The organism is Arthrobacter sp. KUASC02 (genome assembly GCF_059739395.1).
This window is the reverse complement of sequence record NZ_AP046053.1, coordinates 1,659,032-1,675,613: the sequence shown is the minus strand read 5'-3', so window position 1 is coordinate 1,675,613 and position 16,582 is coordinate 1,659,032. Positions and strand designations below refer to the sequence as shown.

The window sequence follows — 16,582 nt, the reverse complement described above, 5'->3', positions numbered from 1 at the left end:
GCCCGGAGACCATAGATGCGAAACGCTTCAGCCCTGACCCGCTTCGTCGCTCCTATGATCGCCGCCGGCGTTCTGATGGCCGGCTGCGGGCAGGCCCCACAGACAACGGGAGCGGCCCCGGAATCTGCCGCGCCGGCTGCCAGCACGGCAGCATCACAGCCGGCCGCGTCTGCATCCGGCCAGTCCGTTCCGCGGAAGTCGGCGGCCGCGCCGGTGGCTGCTGCACCGGGCGAGCCGGTGGCCGCCGGCTCGGCGGGGAAGGCCAAGCTTGCCCCGGAATCCGATCCGGCATCGATGGCGCCCGGATCGGTCTACCTGAACCCGGCAAACGGCCGCAACGAAGTCATCGTGGCCAACATCAAGCGGACCGCCGTGCTGATCGGGGACTCGCAGTCCGAGCCTGAAGCCGGCTGGCCCCGCCAGGGCCTGGCTGCCATGGGTTACAACGTCTTCTTCTGCGGCCGCGGCGGCACCGGCTTTGTTGCTGCGAACGGTAAGACCGGCAACTACATCGATGCACTGCAGCGCGGCGACTGGAAGCTCCCGTATGGATCCCCGGCGCTGGTGGTCATCCAGGGCGGTGGAAACGATGCCGCCCGCGGAGCCACGGATGCCCAGATCGTGGCCAACGCCGACCGTCTGATCTCCTCGCTCAAGCAACGCTACCCGGGGTCGAAGTTTGCCATGATCGGCACCCTGGCCCGCGGAATCAACTACGGCGGCGGGCGGCGGTCACAGGTGGACGCGCTGCTGAGCACGGTGGCCGCCAAACACGCCATCCCGTTTGTCAGCGCCGGCGACTGGCTGACTAAGTACAACCTGGCCAAGGAACTGGCCGACGGCGTGCACATGAACAGTGTCGGCCACAAGGCACTCGGCACCATCCTTGCCGCAAGGCTGAAGGAACTGGGACTCGAGGCGCCGGCGGTGCCGGCCACCTCGGCGTTGCCGGTCGGGTGAGCAGAGCCGCGCTCCCCTGAGCCGGCCCTCCTGCACAGAGCCGCATCAGCAGCAGGACGTTTCAGCACCAGGAAGTTTCAGCACCAGGCACTTCACATAAGAAAAGGAGCCGGTATCCGCGTTGTGGGCGGATACCGGCTCCTTTCGTGATGCACCTATGCAGGAAACATCTGCCCGGGTTCTACTCAGGCAACTTCCGGCGGCAGCATCAGCCGCGCGCCCGGGATGGCATGGAGCAAGGCCTTCGTGTAGTCCTTCTGCGGGGCGTCGAACACGTCGTCCGTGGAACCGGTCTCAACCAGCTTGCCCTTCTCCATCACGCACACGTGGTCCGCGATCTGCCGGACTACGGCAAGGTCGTGGGTGATGAACAGGTAGGTCAGGCCCAGCCTGGACTGCAGCTCGGCGAGCAGGTTCAGCACCTGTGCCTGGACCAGGACGTCGAGGGCGGAAACCGCCTCGTCGCAGATGATAACTTCCGGGTCGAGGGCCAGGGCACGGGCGATGGCAACACGCTGGCGCTGCCCGCCGGACAGTTCGTTCGGGTAACGCTGCATGGTGGACTGCGGCAGTGCCACCTGGTCCAGGAGCTCGCGGACCTTCTTCTCGCGGCTGGCCTTGTCCCCGATCTTGTGGGTACGCAGCGGCTCCTCGATGGTCCGGAAGATGTTGTACATCGGGTCGAGGGAGCCGTAGGGATCCTGGAAGATCGGCTGCACGCGGCGGCGGAACGCAAAGATCTGCTTGCTGTTCAGCGTGGAGGTGTCTACGCCGTCGAACACGATTTTTCCGGACGTCGGCTGGAGGAGGTTCAGCACCATCTGCGCCACGGTGGACTTGCCCGAACCCGACTCCCCGACGATCGCCGTCGTCGTCCCGCGCTTGACGCTGAAGGAGACGTCGTCAACGGCAGCGAAGTCGGTGGACTTCCCGAAGCCGGAGCGAAGCTTGAACACCTTGCGGAGGTTCTGGATCTGGAGCACGTCTTCGGTCTTGGTCGGCTCGACGACGACAGCCCCGCCGGCAGAGCTGGAGGGAGCGAGCAGCTCGTCCGTTTCGACGCCGAGCTCCTTGGCCACCTGGATGCGCCGGGACGCGAGCGACGGCGCCGAGGCCACCAGGCGCTGCGTGTACGGGTGCTGCGGGTTCTGCAGCAGTTCCAGGGACGGACCGGCTTCCACCACGTTGCCCCGGTACATCACCACCACCTTGTCCGCGCGTTCGGCGGCCAGGCCCAGGTCGTGGGTGATCAGGAGCACCGACGTGCCCAGTTCCGAGGTCATCTTTTCCAGGTGATCGAGGATCTGGCGCTGCACCGTCACGTCGAGCGCGGAGGTGGGCTCGTCGGCGATCAGCAGCCGCGGCTGGCAGGAGAGGCCGATGGCGATCAGCGCGCGCTGGCGCATGCCGCCGGAGAACTCGTGCGGGTACTGCTTGGCCCGCCGTTCGGCGTCGGGCAGGCCTGCCTCGGCGAGAACCTTCGCAACGTCGGCGGGTCCGCTGGGACGGCCGTTGGCCCGCAGCGTTTCCTTGACCTGGTAGCCGATCTTCCAGACCGGGTTGAGGTTGGACATCGGGTCCTGCGGGACCATGCCGATCGTATTGCCGCGCAGCTCGATCATGCGCTTTTCCGAGGCGTGGGAGATGTCTTCGCCGTCGAGCAGGATCTGCCCGCCGGAGACCCTGCCGTTGGCGGGGAGCAGCCCGATGGCGGCCAGCGCCGTGGTCGACTTACCGGAGCCGGACTCCCCCACAATCGCGACGGTTTCACCCGGCATGATGGTCAGGTGGGCGTTCCGGACGGCCTGGACCTCTCCGGACCCGGTCTTGAAGGAAATGGCGAGGTCGCGGATTTCCAGCAGGGGCGTGTCCGCCACGCCCGCCTCACTGATTCTGACGTCGGAAGTTGTCATGATTGCCTCGTTCATCGTTGACGGCTTTTCGGATCGAGTGCGTCGCGCAGCGCATCGCCGAGCATGATGAAGCTCAGGACGGTGATGGACAGCGCGATGGCCGGATACAGCAGGATGGCCGGGTTGGTGCGGACGGAAGACCTGGCGGAGGCGATGTCGTTACCCCAGGACATGATGCTGCCCGGCAGGCCGATGCCGATGAAGGACAGCGTGGCTTCCGCCACGATGAAGACACCGAGTTCCATGGTGGCCAGGACGATGATCGGCGCGAGGGCGTTCGGCAGCACGTGCCGGACGAGCGAGCCGAAGCGCGAGACGCCCAGTGAGCGGGCAGCCGTCACGAAGTCCGCATTGCGCACTTCAATGACTGCGCCGCGCGTGATGCGGGCCATCTGGGGCCAGCTGAGGACCACCAGGATCATGACCACGGTCCAGACGCCGCGGTTATCGCGCATGAACGGAAGCTGCGAGACCACCAGGGCGCCCAGGATGAGCGGGATGGCAAAGAAGATGTCGCCGAGCCGGGCGATGACGGCGTCGAGCCAGCCGCCGTAGAAGCCGGCGATGGCACCGAGCGTGACACCGATGAGAAGGACGCAGATCACGGAGAAGACGCCGACCATCAGCGACGCCTGGGTGCCGTGGATGATGCGGGAGTACACGTCGCAGCCCTGGAAGGTGTAGCCGAGCGGATGCCCTGCCGAAGGAGCGCCGTCGGAGTTCGCCAGCTGGCAGTTGTCGTTCGGTGCCACCTGGGTGAAGAGGCCCGGAAAGAGGGCCACAATGATGATCAGCGCGATCATCACGGCGGAAATAATGAACAGCGGACGACGGCGGAGCTTGCGCCAGGCGTCGGCCCAGAGGCTCAGCGGAGCCTGGTCTGCTTTGAGCGAGTCCGTTGCCAGCAGGGGGGTCTCCTCCACGGGGGCAACAAAGTGCTCGATTTCGCGATTAGTTTTCATAACGGATCCTCGGATCAAGCCAGGCGTACAGCAAATCGACCAACAGGTTGGCAATAACGAAGACAAGCACCAGGACGCTGACAATCGCGACCACGGTGGGGCCTTCGCTGCGGATAACGGCCTGGAACAGCTTCTGGCCAACACCCGGGACGTTGAAGATGCTCTCCGTCACGATGGCACCGCCCATCAGGCCGCCGAGGCTGGCGCCCAGGTAGGTGATGACCGGAATCATGGAGTTGCGCAGGATGTGAGTGACCACGACGCGCGGCCGCGAGAGGCCCTTGGCGGTGGCGGTGCGCACATAGTCGGCGTTCATGTTCTCGACCACCGACGCGCGCGTCAGCCGCAGGACGTAGGCAAAGGAAACCAAACCCAGGACGGTGGCCGGCAGGATCAGGTTGCCCCAGTCCGCGTTGGCTCCAACGGTGGGCTTGGCCCAGCCGAGCTGCACACCGATCAGTAGCTGCAGGACGAATCCGAGCACAAAAGTGGGGATGGCGATGACCACGAGGGATGCGACGAGCACGGTGGCGTCGAAGAACTTCCCCTTGCGCAGCCCGGCAATGAGGCCGAAGGTCACGCCGAAGACAGTCTGGATGATGAGGGCTTCGACGGCCAGCATGACGGTGACCGGGAAGATCCGGCCGAGGGATGCCGCAATGGGCTGGCCGGTGAAGTCGACGCCGAGGTTGAAGGTGAACAGGTTCTTGAGGAAGAGCCCGTACTGCACCCAGAACGGCTGGTCGAGGTTGTACTGCTGGCGGAGCTGCGCGATGACGGCTTCGCTGGGCGGTCGGTCGCCGAACAGTGCCCGGATCGGGTCACCCGGGAGGGCGAAAACCATGAAGTAGACGAGCAGGGTGGTTCCGATGAACACCGGAATGATCTGCAGCAGGCGCCGGAGGATGTACTGGATCACAGCAGCGTCTCCTGAGCGTTTGTGGGGCTAAGGGGGATCATGTAGGACAGCTTTCGTGCCGGTTCCAAGGCTATGGGGGCCCGGCTTTGTGGCCGAACCCCCATTAGCTTTTTGACGTGGATTTGCTCTGCGGACTACTTGGCGGTGATGGCCCAGTACTGCAGAACACCGTTCCAGCCAGCGTCAACGTTGCTGACGTTCTGGCTCCAGACGGCCTGGCGTGCGGAGTACCACAGCGGCAGGTTGGGGAGTTCCTTGAAGAGGATCTCCTGTGCTTCCGTGAACTTCTTGTTGGCGTCGTCCGTGGACTTGGCGCCCAGGCCTTCGGTGAGGAGCTTGTCGAACTCGGGGTTCGTGTAGCCCTCGTAGTTGGCGCTGGCACCGGTCTTCAGGAGCGGGCCGAGGAAGTTGTACAGCGACGGGTAGTCAGCCTGCCAGCCGGCGCGGGTCAGGCCGGGAAGGTCCTTGGCCGTGCGCAGCTTCAGGATTTCAGCGAACTTGGCGAACGGCTGGCCTTCGGCCTTGATTCCCAGGTTGTTCTTGAAGTTGTTGGCAACAGCGTCGATCCATTCCTTGTTGCCGCCGTCAGTGTTGTAGGCAAGCTGCAGGGTCTTGTCAGCGGGCCACGGGGTGATGGCGTCGGCCTTCGCCCACAGGTCCTTCGCCTTGGCGGCGTCGAACTTCAGGACCTCGGAACCGGCAACATTTTCGTTGTAGCCGTCAACTGCCGGTGAGGTGAAGTCCTTGGCCGGGATGCGGGTGCCGGAGAAGATGACCTTGGTGATCTCTTCGCGGTTGATGGCCATGGACAGCGCCTGGCGGCGGAGCATGCCTGCTTCGCCCTGGAACTCGGGCAGGTAGCCCGGGATGTTCAGGGTGGAGTTGCCTGCGTACGGCTTGTTGAGGTGGTTCTCAGGGAAGTCCGTGGCGTAGGTCTTGAGGGCGTCCGTCGGCAGGACGTCCGTGACATCGAGGTTGTTGCCCTGGATGTCGGTGTAAGCCGGAGCCGGGTCGGTGTAGAACTTGAAGGTCACGCCGCCGTTCTTGGCAGCACGTGCACCCTGGTAGTCAGCGTTCTTGACCAGTTCGATCTGGCTGTCGTGCTGCCAGGCACCTTCCTTGGCCATCTTGTACGGGCCGTTACCCACCGGGTTCTCGCCGAACTTCTTCGGGTCCTTGATGGCGTCTGCAGGCAGCGGCATGAAGGCGGAGTAGCCAAGGCGCAGCGGCCAGTCTGCTTCAGGCTGGGTCAGCTTGACCGTGATGGTGGAATCGTCCTTCAGGGCCAGGCCTGAGAGGGTCTGTGCGGTGGGGGCCGGAACGTCGGTGTCCTTGCCGTCCGCACCCTTCTCGGTCTTGGTGGCGCTGACCGCGTCATAGCCTTCGATGGATTCGAAGAAGCTGCTGTTGCTCTGGGCGTTGGTGCTCAGGGCGGCAAAGTTCCAGGCGTCAACGAAGCTCTTGGCGGTGACTTCCTCGCCGTTGGTGAACTTGCTGCCGGACTTGACCTTGATGGTGTAGTTCTGGCCGTCCGGGGACTCAATGGACTCGGCCAGGGCGTCGACGGACTTGCCGCTCGGATCGTAGCTCCGCAGGCCTTCGAACAGAAGCTCGACGACGCGGCCACCGTAGACTTCGCCGGTATCGGCGGGCATCAGGGGCTTCTGCGGCTCATTGCTGTACGCCGTGATGACCTTGTTGGGATCGCCGGCAGCCTGGCTGCTGCCACCGTTCGTGGAGCCGCCGCCGGCACCGCATCCGGTCAGGGCAAGGGCCGCGATGGCAACCATGCCCAGTGCTTTGGAAGTGCGCGAAAAACGCATTCCGCCTCCTATGAGTTGTGGGAGTGAGAAGGGAAAGTCTTGTGCTTCCCCGCAGGCCGGGCACAGAGGTGTCCTGTGACGTGGCATACATAAGTGAGTAGCCTAACCCCAAAATGTCCAGATGATGGAACTCTGTTGCCAAACTGTAACCCGGTCACAATTTGACCACTAGCGTCAACATCGGCGTATTTCAAGTCACACGTTACTCAGTGGTAGCCTACACCTGATGTGACGGACCTTACTCCACTCCACTCGCCAGCAGCTGTGCCCGCAGCTCCCGTCGCTCACGCTGTTTTTCCGGGTCCGGGAGGGGCACCGCAGCGAGCAGGCGCTGCGTGTAGGGTTCCTGCGGATTGCGCAGAATCTGGTCCCGTGTGCCCTGCTCAACGATTCTGCCCCGCTGCATCACGCAGATGCGGTCGGCCAGCACGTCGACCACTGCCAGGTCGTGCGTCACGAACAGGCAGGCAAAGCCGAGGTCTTTCTGGAGGTTCTGGAACAGTTCAAGTACTTTTGCCTGCACCGACACGTCAAGTGCCGACGTCGGTTCGTCCGCCACCATCAGCTTCGGCTTGAGTGACAATGCCCGGGCGATGCCCACGCGCTGCTTCTGGCCGCCGGACAGCTCATGCGGATACCGGTTGCGGTAGCTCCTGGGCAGCTCCACCTGGTCAAGGAGCGCCTCGATCCGCTTCTGCAGCCCGCTTCCCTTGGCCTCCCCGGCGAGGAACATGGGTTCGCCGATGCTCTCGCCGATCGGAAGGCGCGGATTCAACGACGACGACGGGTCCTGGAAGACCATGCCAATGTGCCGCCGGACATGGTGCAGCTGCTTGCCGTTCTTCTTGGCAGCTGAAATGTCCTGGCCCACCACCCGCATTGACCCTGCCGCGACGGGAAGCAACCCCACCGCCGCGCGGCCGATGGTGGTCTTGCCCGAGCCCGATTCGCCTACGAGCCCCACCACCTGGCCCGGGTAGATCACGAGGTTTGCACCCTCCACGGCCCTGAAGGCAGCCACACGGCCCTGTTTGGGGTATTCGATGGCCACATCGGTCAGTTCGAGGACCGGCTCGCCCTGGGGCCGTTCCGCGGCCGCAGCAGCCAGCGCCGCAGCGTTCTCCCGCTCGCGCCGGACGAGTTCCTCATGGTCCACGGATTCCAGCTCGGCATGGGTGGCGGCTGCCAGCGCGGCGGTAACGTCGACTTCCTCGCCATGCTCCGCTCCGCCCTGGCCAAGGTGCGGCACCGCCGCCAGCAATGCCTGCGTGTACTCGTGCCGGGGATTCCGGAAGACCTGCTCAGCCGTTCCGGTCTCGACGATGAGGCCCCGGCGCATGACGGCGATCCGGTCTGCGAGGTCCGCCACGACGCCCATGTCGTGGGTGATCAGCACAATGGCACTGTCCAGCTTGTTCCGTAGATTGCGCATGAGGTCCAGGATCTCGGCCTGGACAGTGACGTCCAAGGCCGTGGTGGGCTCGTCGGCAATCAGCAGCTTGGGGTCGCAGGACAGCGATTGCGCAATCATGGCCCGTTGCCGCTGGCCGCCCGACAGCTGGTGCGGGTAGGACTTGAACGCCTTCTCGGGGTCCGGCAGTTCCACCAGTTCCAGCATCCGCAGGGCACGTTCCTTTGCCTGCTCAGGTGAAACTTCATTATGCAGCCGCACCGTCTCCACGATCTGCGCCCCGACAGTGTAGACCGGGTTGAGGGCGGTCATGGGTTCCTGGAAGATCACGGCCACGTCCTTGCCGCGGACTTCCCGGATGTTGGCCGCGCTGGCGCCAAGGAGTTCTTTGCCGGAGAGGCGGACGCTGCCGGATACCCGGCTGTTGCTGGGCAGGAGGCCCAGCAGGGCCATGGAGCTGGCGCTCTTGCCGGAACCGGACTCCCCCACGATGGCCAGCACTTCGCCGGCCCTGACCTGATAGTTCAGGCCGATGGCCGCAGGCACCCATTTCTTGTCCACGCCGAAGTCGACGCTGAGGTCGCGGACCTCGAGGACAACAGCACCCTTTGCGGGTTCCTGCGCCGGCGCGGTGTCCTGGTGGGGGGTGATGTTGTCAGTCATGACGGGTTCCCTTCCGCCCAGGCCGCCGCTGCACGGGAAATTAGTGCTGCGGCCTGGAATCCTGAATTATTGGGGGCATGAGCAGTGTGCCGCACGCCGGAAATGTTGAAGTCTTCAAAGCCCCTACGAACAAGTGGTTCGCTTGGCTTTCCTGGCTGGTGGCAGCGCTTGGCCTCGTGGTCACCGCCGCGGCCGGCGGCCCGGCCGCCCTGCTGGGGGCAGGCCCGCTGCTGCTGATCGGCTTTCTTGGCTGGCTGCTGTTCTGGATGCCTTCGGTGGTGGTTCACGACGGCGGCATCACCTTGGAGAATCCGTTCCGCTCCGTTGTCGTCCCCTGGGCTGCCCTGGTCAATGTTGATACGCGCTACGCCCTGACGCTGGTCACGCCGGACCGGAGCTACGTTTCCTGGGCTGCACCGGCGCCGGGCATCTGGGGCGGCCGGAACGCGCGCCCTGAGGATCTCAAGGGCCTTCCTTCCGCAACGTACGGACCGGGAAGGTCCGTGCGCCCCGGTGACCTGAAAACCACTGATTCGGGGCAGGCAGCCCGGCTGGTACGCGGACGCTGGGAACAGCTGGTCGAAGCCGGCACCCTGGACGCCGGCATGGCCGATGCGACCGCCGTCAGGGTGACATTCCGCTGGGGGGCGGTTGCAGCCACCGCCGTGCTGCTGGCCGCCAGCTGCTGGGCCGTCGCAGTTCCTTAAGGCGGCTGCCCGGACTGGCCGCATTCAGTCGCCCGCTGACCCGTCGGCTGCGGGAGCCGGCTTCTTGGCCGCTTCCCCGGACAACTGCGTGTCCTTGGCCTTCTTGGCGTTGAACTTCTTCTGCCTCGGGTCGAACGCGTCCCGGAGCCCGTCGCCGATGAAGTTGATGCTCAGGCAGATCAGGACGATGAAGATGCCCGGGAACCAGAACAGCCACGGCCGGGTGGAGAATGCTTCCTGGTTTTGCGAGATGAGCAGGCCCAGCGACGTGTCCGGGGATTTCACGCCCACACCGAGGTAGCTCAGGGCCGTTTCCAGGAGGATGGCAGCGGACATGGTCAGCGTCACGTTGACGATCAGCACGCCGATGGCGTTGGGCAGGATGTGCTTGAAGATGATCCGGGCATTGCTGGCTCCCGAGATGCGTGCTGCGTCAACAAACTCGCGTTCGCGAAGGGTGAGGAACTCACCGCGCATCAGCCGGGCGAGGCCCACCCAGCTGACGAGGCCGAGGAAGATTCCGAGGATCAGGATGCCGTTGCTGGCCGCGAAGCCCGAAAACCAGCCGCCCTGGTCCCTGCGGTTGACGCTCTGGGCCACGACGGCGGCGAGGAGCAGTACGGGGATGATGATGATGACGTCGGTGATCCGCATCAGCACCGCTTCGACCCAGCCGCGGAAGTATCCGGAGAGTCCGCCCACTACCGTGCCCAGCAGGCCGGCGATCGTCCCGATCAGGAGCATGATGATGATGGACTGCTGGGCTCCGCGCATGGTCATGGCGAACAGGTCCCGGCCGATCCGGTCCTGCCCGAACGGGTGTTCGCCCCAGGCGGGCGGCCACAGGGACGCCGTCGGAACGCCGTCGTTGACCAGCGGCGAGACATCCAGGTGGTCATATTTCCACCAGCCCGGGATCCCCGCCCAGCCCACGGACGTGAAGGCGAGCAGGAAGATGACGGCAAAAATGAACAGGCCGACGAGGGCTCCGGTGTGCCCCAGGAACCTCTTACGGACAATCTGCCCCTGGCTCAGCCCCTTCGCTTCCGGCTCGTCGGATGAGCCGGGCTGCCGGGAACGTGCGTGCTCGGCGAGGAATTCTTCCTGCTGGGTTGGCTGGCTCATGCCTTAATCCTTACGCGGGGATCGAGTGCGGAATACGCAAGGTCTGCGATCAGGTTGAACACCATGGCGGTAACTGCCACGCAGACGAAGACTCCCATCACGGGGTTCGGGTCAGTGTGCACAATGCCGTCCAGGAAGAGGAACCCCATGCCGCGGACGGAGAACACAGTCTCTGTGATGACGGCCCCGCCGATGAGCGCCCCGATATCAAATGCCACGATCGTTGCGATCGGAATCAGGGCATTACGGAACGCGTGGCCCATCACCACGGACCGTTCGGAGAGGCCCTTGGCCCGGGCCGTCCGGATGTAGTCCATGTTCATGATTTCCAGCATGGACGACCTGGTGAACCGCGTGTAGCTTGCCAGCGAAACAAGGATGAGCGCCATGGTGGGAAGAATCAGGTGGGTGAAGGTGTCCAGGGTCAGGATCCAGAAGTCGCCCTGGATGTTGGGTGTTCCTGCACCGATGGTGGCGATCGGCCTGCCGCGGACGCGGCTGTTGCTGAAGTAGCTGGGCCACGCCTGCATGAAGCGGTCCATCAGGATGAGTCCGCCCACCAGGAAGGCAGTGATGCCGGCAGCCCGCATCGACTGTCCGCGGTCGTAGCCGCCCATCAGGTAGCCCGTTCCCACGCCCACTCCGATGGTGGCGATGCCCAGCAACACGATCATGATCGCCGTTGCCTGGTTGAGGAGCGGCTGGACAGCGAAATATGCGACGACGCCGAGTGCCACCACGATGAGTGAGGCCTGGAGCGCCTTCCTGTTTTTGAGTCCTGCCACGAGGAGTGTCACGGCGAAGGCCAGGCCCACCCCGGCAATGGCAATGACCACCGGGCCAAGGCCGGGATTCCGGAACCACTGCACGAGGGAGAAGTAGACCAGGATGAGGCTGACTGCAACGAACACGATGCCGCCCGAGACAAGCCTGCGGCGGGCCGCTCCGCCCACTGCAACGGCAACAATCAGGCCCGCAACGGCGCCGATGCCCAATGCCACGGGCAGTGGTATTTCGGGTTTGCGGAGAAAATCGTTGAAACCGATGGCCCCGTATTCCTTCAACAGCACGGCAACCCAGAAGATCGGAAGCGAGAAAAACAGGAAGGCCATAAACGTCACGCCATAGTCCAGGGCGCTGTACTGCCGCAGTGCGGTAATAATGCCCAGGGCAATACCGATGAGGATGGCGAGGATCGTGGCACCTGTGACGAGTGTCAGGGTTTGCACCAGCGCGAAACCAAGGGCTTCGGTGATGGGCTGTCCCGCAATATTCTTTCCGAGGTCGCAGGAACCGGCGAAGGGGACCAGGCACCTGGCGGCTCCGCTGAGCCATTTGAAGTACCGGAGCGGGGCGGGCGTATCCAGGTCAAGGAGCTGGCTGCGGGAGTCCATGAGCTGTTGTTTGTTCGGGGCGCTGCTGGCGCGGAATTCCTCCAGTGGATCCCCTGACGACGCTGTCAGGAGGTACACGAGGAATGAAGCCCCGAGAAGAATGAGTGCGGCAGTGATCAGCCGCCGGACGATGTACGTCACCATGGTGGAAAGCCTCTATATCCGGGCCCGGGATCTCGCCGGGCCCATCGCAGAATCTATCCGGATTCCCGACTGAGGTGCGCGGAAACCCGGCAGAATGCCGGTGGTGCCGGAGAAGGCGCCGGGACGTTGGTGCATTTGTCCCGGCGCCTTCTCCTGCTGTTCACTCGCTGAGCGGGGGCTCTACTTCTCAGCCCACTCCCAGAAGTTCCACCAGACACCGGTCTGGTTCGGCATGAACTTCACGCCCGTGATGCGGTCGCTGTAGGCGTCCACTCCGACGGACTGGAAGAGCGGAAGGCCGTAGGCGGACTCCCAGATCTTCTTGTCGATCTGCCTGGTCAGCTCGTCCTGCTTGCTGCGGTCGGTGGTGACGATCAGCTCATCCATCAGCTTGTCCGCTTCCGGATCGGCGAACTGGTTGAAGTTGGATCCGTTTCCGCTGCGGAAGATCTGCGGGACGCCGGATACGCCGACACCCGGGTTGGTCCAGCCGAAGATGGTGGCATCGTAGCTGCCGTCGCCGAGGGCCTTGCCCCAGTCGGACGCTCCCAGTCCGCCGTCAACGATCTTGAAGCCGGCCTTGGTGGCCGATTCGCGGATCAGGGAGAAGGCGTCAACACGGTTGGGGTTGTCCTTGTTGTACATGATGCGGACCTCGGGCGTCTTGCCGGCAAGGAGCGCCTTGGCGCCGTCAATGTCCACGTCCTGGTATGCCGAGGAGCCGTTGTTCTTGGCTGATTCCGCGTATGCTGCCTGGGCCGGAACGAAGAGCTGCGAATCCAGCGGCTTGGCTTCCGCGTCGAGCTTCTTCACGATCTTGTCGACGATGTCCTTGCGCGGGACCGTCTTCATGAACGCTTCGCGGACGCTCTTCTCGGCAAACGGACCCGAGTAGTTCAGGTCGATGTGGTCGTAGGAGAGCTGGTTGCCCTGTTCCACGGTGACGCCCTGGCCTTCGAGGGCCTTCAGCTGCTCGATGGTGTCTGCCGAGGCCTGCGGAGCAATGATGTCAGCTTCGCCGTTCTTCAGTGCCTGCACCTGTGCCGGAGCTGAGCCGATGTAGCGGACGGTGATTTCGTCCAGGCTGGCTTCCGGTCCCCAGTTGTAGTCCTTGTTGCGGACCATGGTGAGGGACTGGTCCTGGGTGACGCTCTTGACGATGTACGGACCGTTGGAAAGGAAAAGGCTGGGATCGGACGGCAGGGTCTTCGTGTCGAAGCCTGTGTTCCAGAGGTCAGCCATGGCCTTCAATTTCTCGTCGGCCGGCTTCGGAGCCTTGGGATCGCCCTTGGGCTTTTCCTTCAGGTAGTCCACGAGCGCCTTGGCGTCGCTCAGGCCGGCCTTTTTGGCCAGCACGTGCGCCGCAATGTCGATGCCCGGTCCCCCAAGAACGGTTTCCCAGTCAGCGAAAGGCTTGGAGTACTTGATGGTCATGGAGCGGTTGTCGTCGCCGAGCTCCGGGAAGTCAGTGAGCTTGAGGCCGGTGGGGTCGCCGGCGTACGAGAAGTACTGCGTGCCGGTCTTCGCCTCGGAGTCGGCATCATCGTAGTAGCCGGAGAAGGCCGCCCACTGCAGCAGGAGGTCGGCCGCCGTCACGGGTGTGCCGTCGGACCACTTCACGCCTTCGTTGACGGTGTACTTGATCGTTAGCGGGTCATCGGAAGTCTTTTCCATCTTGCCGAACTTCTCGTTGCGTACAACGTTCAGCTGGTTGTCGATGTAGTAGAAACCCGAGTGGGTGGCATAACTGATCTTCGAGTTAATGTCCGTGTTGCCGTCGGCGGTGTTCGGGTTGAACGTGTTGAACGCGTTCACCTCGACCACCGTGGCTGAGCCACCCTGTTTGCCGGCAGTAGCGCTGGACGGGGTGGTCCCGCCGCTGTTGCCGGCGCAGGCGCTGAGAGCTAGCGCGGCAGCTGCCGCGACGCCTACCGCTTTGGAAATACGACCTAAGCGCATTCCGCCTCCTATGTTTCTGTGGTGTTGAAAAGACCGCCGCTGTAGGCGCCGGCCAGACCGCCCATTCCCCCAGTGAGAATGTGGCTAGTCTCACATGAGCAGTAGCCTAGACCCGAAAAGAAAGCCAATGGGACCAAAGTTGCCCATGGGTAAAGGTTGTTACCGAGCTGCAACAATGGATTTGCGGACGCGGTTTATCACCGGAGAAGGCAGGGCGGGAAAACCCGCACGGGAGCGGGTCCAACCCCCGACAAAAGCCCCGGTTCAAAGGAATCGGGGCTAACACCGTTAATGAACAATTACTGACTTGGGGGGGTAACTTTGCTCTCTCCCCCGGAGCAGCACATGCACCCCGCATATTATGAGGACCAGCTGTACACCGATCCCTGAAGGAATCCCATGCCCGACTCCTCACAACCGTTACGCAAGCTCGGATTCCTCACTATTGGCCTGTTCGACCCCGCGGATCCAGCCGCGGGGCACGAATCGACCTTGCAGGTCATCGCACTGGGCGAGCAGCTTGGATTCGACAGCGCATGGCTGCGCCACCGCCATCTGCAGTTCGGAATCTCCTCGCCCATTGCGGTCATGGCGGCGGCCAGCCAGCGCACTTCCCGGATCGAGCTTGGAACCGCCGTGACCCCGATGGGCTGGGAAAACCCTTTGCGCCTGGCCGAGGACCTGGCCACCGTGGACCTACTCGCCGGCGGACGAATCAATCCGGGCCTGAGCGTGGGCGAACCAATGCACTACGAGACGGTGAAGCACGAGTTGCACCCGGATTCCGCCGAACTGGAGGACTTCGGATATGCACGCCTGGACCGGCTTGCGCGCCTGATCGCGGGGGAACCGGTCCGGGAATTTTCCGGCAAGCAGGGTGTCGTCGAGGAATTCTCCAATCGCGTGGAGCCGCACTCCGCCGGGCTGCGTGCCCGTCTTTGGTACGGGGCGGCAAGCCGGAAATCGGCCATCTGGGCGGGGGCGAACGGATTCAATCTGCTCTCCAGCAGTGTGATCTTCCCCGAAACGGACGAGGAACCGGCGTTTGCCCAAATCCAGCAGTCCCAGATCCGGGCCTACCGTGAAGCAGCCGCGGCATCAGGCCAGTCGCACGGACCAGCCCGGGTCTCGCAAGGCCTGGTGGTCATCCCGACCGATTCGGCTTCAGCGCAACAGCGGGAAAAGTACAGGCGATACGTCGATGAACGCACGCCCCGCACCCGGTCGCCGCAGGGACCAAAGGGCATGCTGTTCGCCCCGGACCTCATGGGCACCAGCGATGAAATCGCCGAGCAGCTGTACGCACACGCGGGGTTCCGCGAGGTCGACGAAGTGGCGTTCGCGCTGCCGTTCAGCTTCGACCATGAGGACTACATCCAGATCCTCACCGACATCGCCACCAGATTGGGTCCCGCTTTGGGATGGGCTCCGGCACGTTGAGAAAGACGAAAATCGCGCCCCGGCTGTGCCAGGACGCGATCTTCGCAGATGAGCCTAAACGTTGAAGCGGAACTCCACCACGTCGCCGTCGGCCATGACATATTCCTTGCCTTCGATGCGGACCTTGCCGCGGGCTTTGGCCTCGGCCATGGATCCGGCCTCGATAAGGTCGTCGAAAGACACAACTTCGGCCTTGATGAAGCCGCGCTGGAAATCCGAGTGGATGACGCCGGCGGCCTGCGGGGCGGTGTCGCCCTGATGGATGGTCCAGGCGCGGGTTTCTTTGGGACCGGCCGTCAGGTAGGTCTGCAGTCCCAGCGTGTGGAAGCCGACGCGGGCCAGCTGGTCGAGGCCTGATTCGTCCTGGCCGTTCATCTCCAGCATCTCGCGGGCTTCTTCCTCGTCCAGTTCCACGAGGTCGGATTCCAGCTTGGCGTCGAGGAAGACGGCGTCCGCCGGAGCAACCATGGCCCGCAGCTCTTCCTGCTTCTCGGGGTTGCCCAGGATTCCCTCGTCCGAGTTGAAGACGTAGATGAAGGGCTTGGCTGTCAGCAGGCCCAGCTCCTTGAGGTGCTCCATCTCGAGCTTGTCGCTCTTGATCGAGGAGAAGATGGTGTCGCCACGTTCAAGCACGGCCTGCGCTGCCTTGATGGCGGCCAGTTCAGCCGCGTCGCGCTTTTTGATCTTGACTTCTTTTTCGATCCGGGGGATCGCATTTTCGATGGTCTGGAGGTCAGCCAGGATCAGTTCGGTGTTGATGGTCTCCATATCCGAGCGCGGATCCACCTTGCCGTCGACGTGGATGACGTCCGGGTCATCGAACACGCGGACAACCTGTGCGATGGCCTCGGCCTCGCGGATGTTGGCGAGGAACTTGTTGCCCAGGCCTTCGCCTTCCGATGCACCCTTGACAATCCCGGCGATATCGACGAACGACACGGGAGCAGGGAGCAGGCGCTGGGAGCCGAAGACGGCGGCCAGCTTGGCGAGCCGCGGGTCCGGCAGGTTGACCACACCGACGTTCGGCTCGATGGTGGCGAACGGATAGTTCGCAGCCAGCACCTGATTACGGGTCAGTGCGTTGAAAAGGGTTGATTTGCCGACGTTGGGCAGTCCGACGATGCCAATAGTAAGAGCCACGAGCACTAATTCTACCGGTAAC

The 16,582-nt window shown here is 63.7% G+C and carries 12 protein-coding genes; 3 read left to right on the top strand and 9 right to left on the bottom strand.

The features are described from left to right. The first annotated feature begins 15 nt into the window (after positions 1–15). Positions 16–960, top strand: a complete 945-nt coding sequence (locus AC6JAC_RS07670) for an SGNH/GDSL hydrolase family protein (protein ID WP_497964162.1) — start codon at positions 16–18, stop codon at positions 958–960. A gap of 185 nt (positions 961–1,145) precedes the next feature. Here AC6JAC_RS07670 and AC6JAC_RS07665 read toward each other — a convergent pair whose 3' ends face one another. The 5 genes from AC6JAC_RS07665 to AC6JAC_RS07645 form a co-directional block, all read right to left on the bottom strand. Continuing rightward, on the bottom strand, positions 1,146–2,873 hold the full coding sequence (locus tag AC6JAC_RS07665; RefSeq protein WP_028269450.1) for an ABC transporter ATP-binding protein: 1,728 nt from the start codon (positions 2,871–2,873) through the stop codon (positions 1,146–1,148). 11 nt (positions 2,874–2,884) lie between these two features. Next, on the bottom strand, positions 2,885–3,835 hold the full coding sequence (locus AC6JAC_RS07660) for an ABC transporter permease (protein WP_028269451.1): 951 nt from the start codon (positions 3,833–3,835) through the stop codon (positions 2,885–2,887). Continuing rightward, positions 3,825–4,754 (bottom strand): ABC transporter permease, encoded by a 930-nt coding sequence (locus AC6JAC_RS07655; RefSeq protein WP_028269452.1) that lies wholly within the window; start codon positions 4,752–4,754, stop codon positions 3,825–3,827. Before AC6JAC_RS07655 ends, AC6JAC_RS07660 begins: the two co-directional genes overlap by 11 nt. A gap of 134 nt (positions 4,755–4,888) precedes the next feature. Next, complete coding sequence (locus AC6JAC_RS07650) at positions 4,889–6,577, bottom strand: peptide ABC transporter substrate-binding protein (RefSeq protein ID WP_028269453.1); 1,689 nt, start codon at positions 6,575–6,577, stop codon at positions 4,889–4,891. Positions 6,578–6,815: 238 nt separating this feature from the next. Next, the gene (locus AC6JAC_RS07645; RefSeq protein ID WP_497964159.1) at positions 6,816–8,651 is read right to left on the bottom strand and encodes an ABC transporter ATP-binding protein; all 1,836 of its coding nucleotides are present in this window, start codon (positions 8,649–8,651) and stop codon (positions 6,816–6,818) included. 77 nt (positions 8,652–8,728) lie between these two features. Here AC6JAC_RS07645 and AC6JAC_RS07640 point away from each other — a divergent pair, with 77 nt between their 5' ends. Further along, complete coding sequence (locus tag AC6JAC_RS07640) at positions 8,729–9,358, top strand: PH domain-containing protein (RefSeq protein ID WP_497964157.1); 630 nt, start codon at positions 8,729–8,731, stop codon at positions 9,356–9,358. A gap of 24 nt (positions 9,359–9,382) precedes the next feature. Here the strand turns inward: AC6JAC_RS07640 and AC6JAC_RS07635 are convergent, their stop codons facing one another. The 3 genes from AC6JAC_RS07635 to AC6JAC_RS07625 all read right to left on the bottom strand — a co-directional run bounded on the left by AC6JAC_RS07635 (position 9,383) and on the right by AC6JAC_RS07625 (position 13,980). Beyond that, complete coding sequence (locus AC6JAC_RS07635; RefSeq protein WP_028269456.1) at positions 9,383–10,483, bottom strand: ABC transporter permease; 1,101 nt, start codon at positions 10,481–10,483, stop codon at positions 9,383–9,385. Further along, on the bottom strand, positions 10,480–12,021 hold the full coding sequence (locus AC6JAC_RS07630; protein WP_497964155.1) for an ABC transporter permease: 1,542 nt from the start codon (positions 12,019–12,021) through the stop codon (positions 10,480–10,482). The genes AC6JAC_RS07635 and AC6JAC_RS07630 overlap by 4 nt, the downstream gene beginning before the upstream one ends. 180 nt (positions 12,022–12,201) lie before the next feature. After that, the gene (locus AC6JAC_RS07625) at positions 12,202–13,980 is read right to left on the bottom strand and encodes an ABC transporter family substrate-binding protein (protein ID WP_028269458.1); all 1,779 of its coding nucleotides are present in this window, start codon (positions 13,978–13,980) and stop codon (positions 12,202–12,204) included. 399 nt (positions 13,981–14,379) lie between these two features. Between AC6JAC_RS07625 and AC6JAC_RS07620 the strand changes: the two genes are divergently transcribed. Beyond that, positions 14,380–15,420 (top strand): LLM class flavin-dependent oxidoreductase, encoded by a 1,041-nt coding sequence (locus AC6JAC_RS07620; protein WP_497964153.1) that lies wholly within the window; start codon positions 14,380–14,382, stop codon positions 15,418–15,420. Between the two features lie 54 nt (positions 15,421–15,474). On the opposite strand, the gene ychF is transcribed toward AC6JAC_RS07620, so the two are convergent. After that, a complete protein-coding gene (gene ychF / locus AC6JAC_RS07615; protein ID WP_028269460.1) occupies positions 15,475–16,560 on the bottom strand; it encodes a redox-regulated ATPase YchF in 1,086 nt (361 codons plus the stop codon). Positions 16,561–16,582 lie beyond the last annotated feature (22 nt).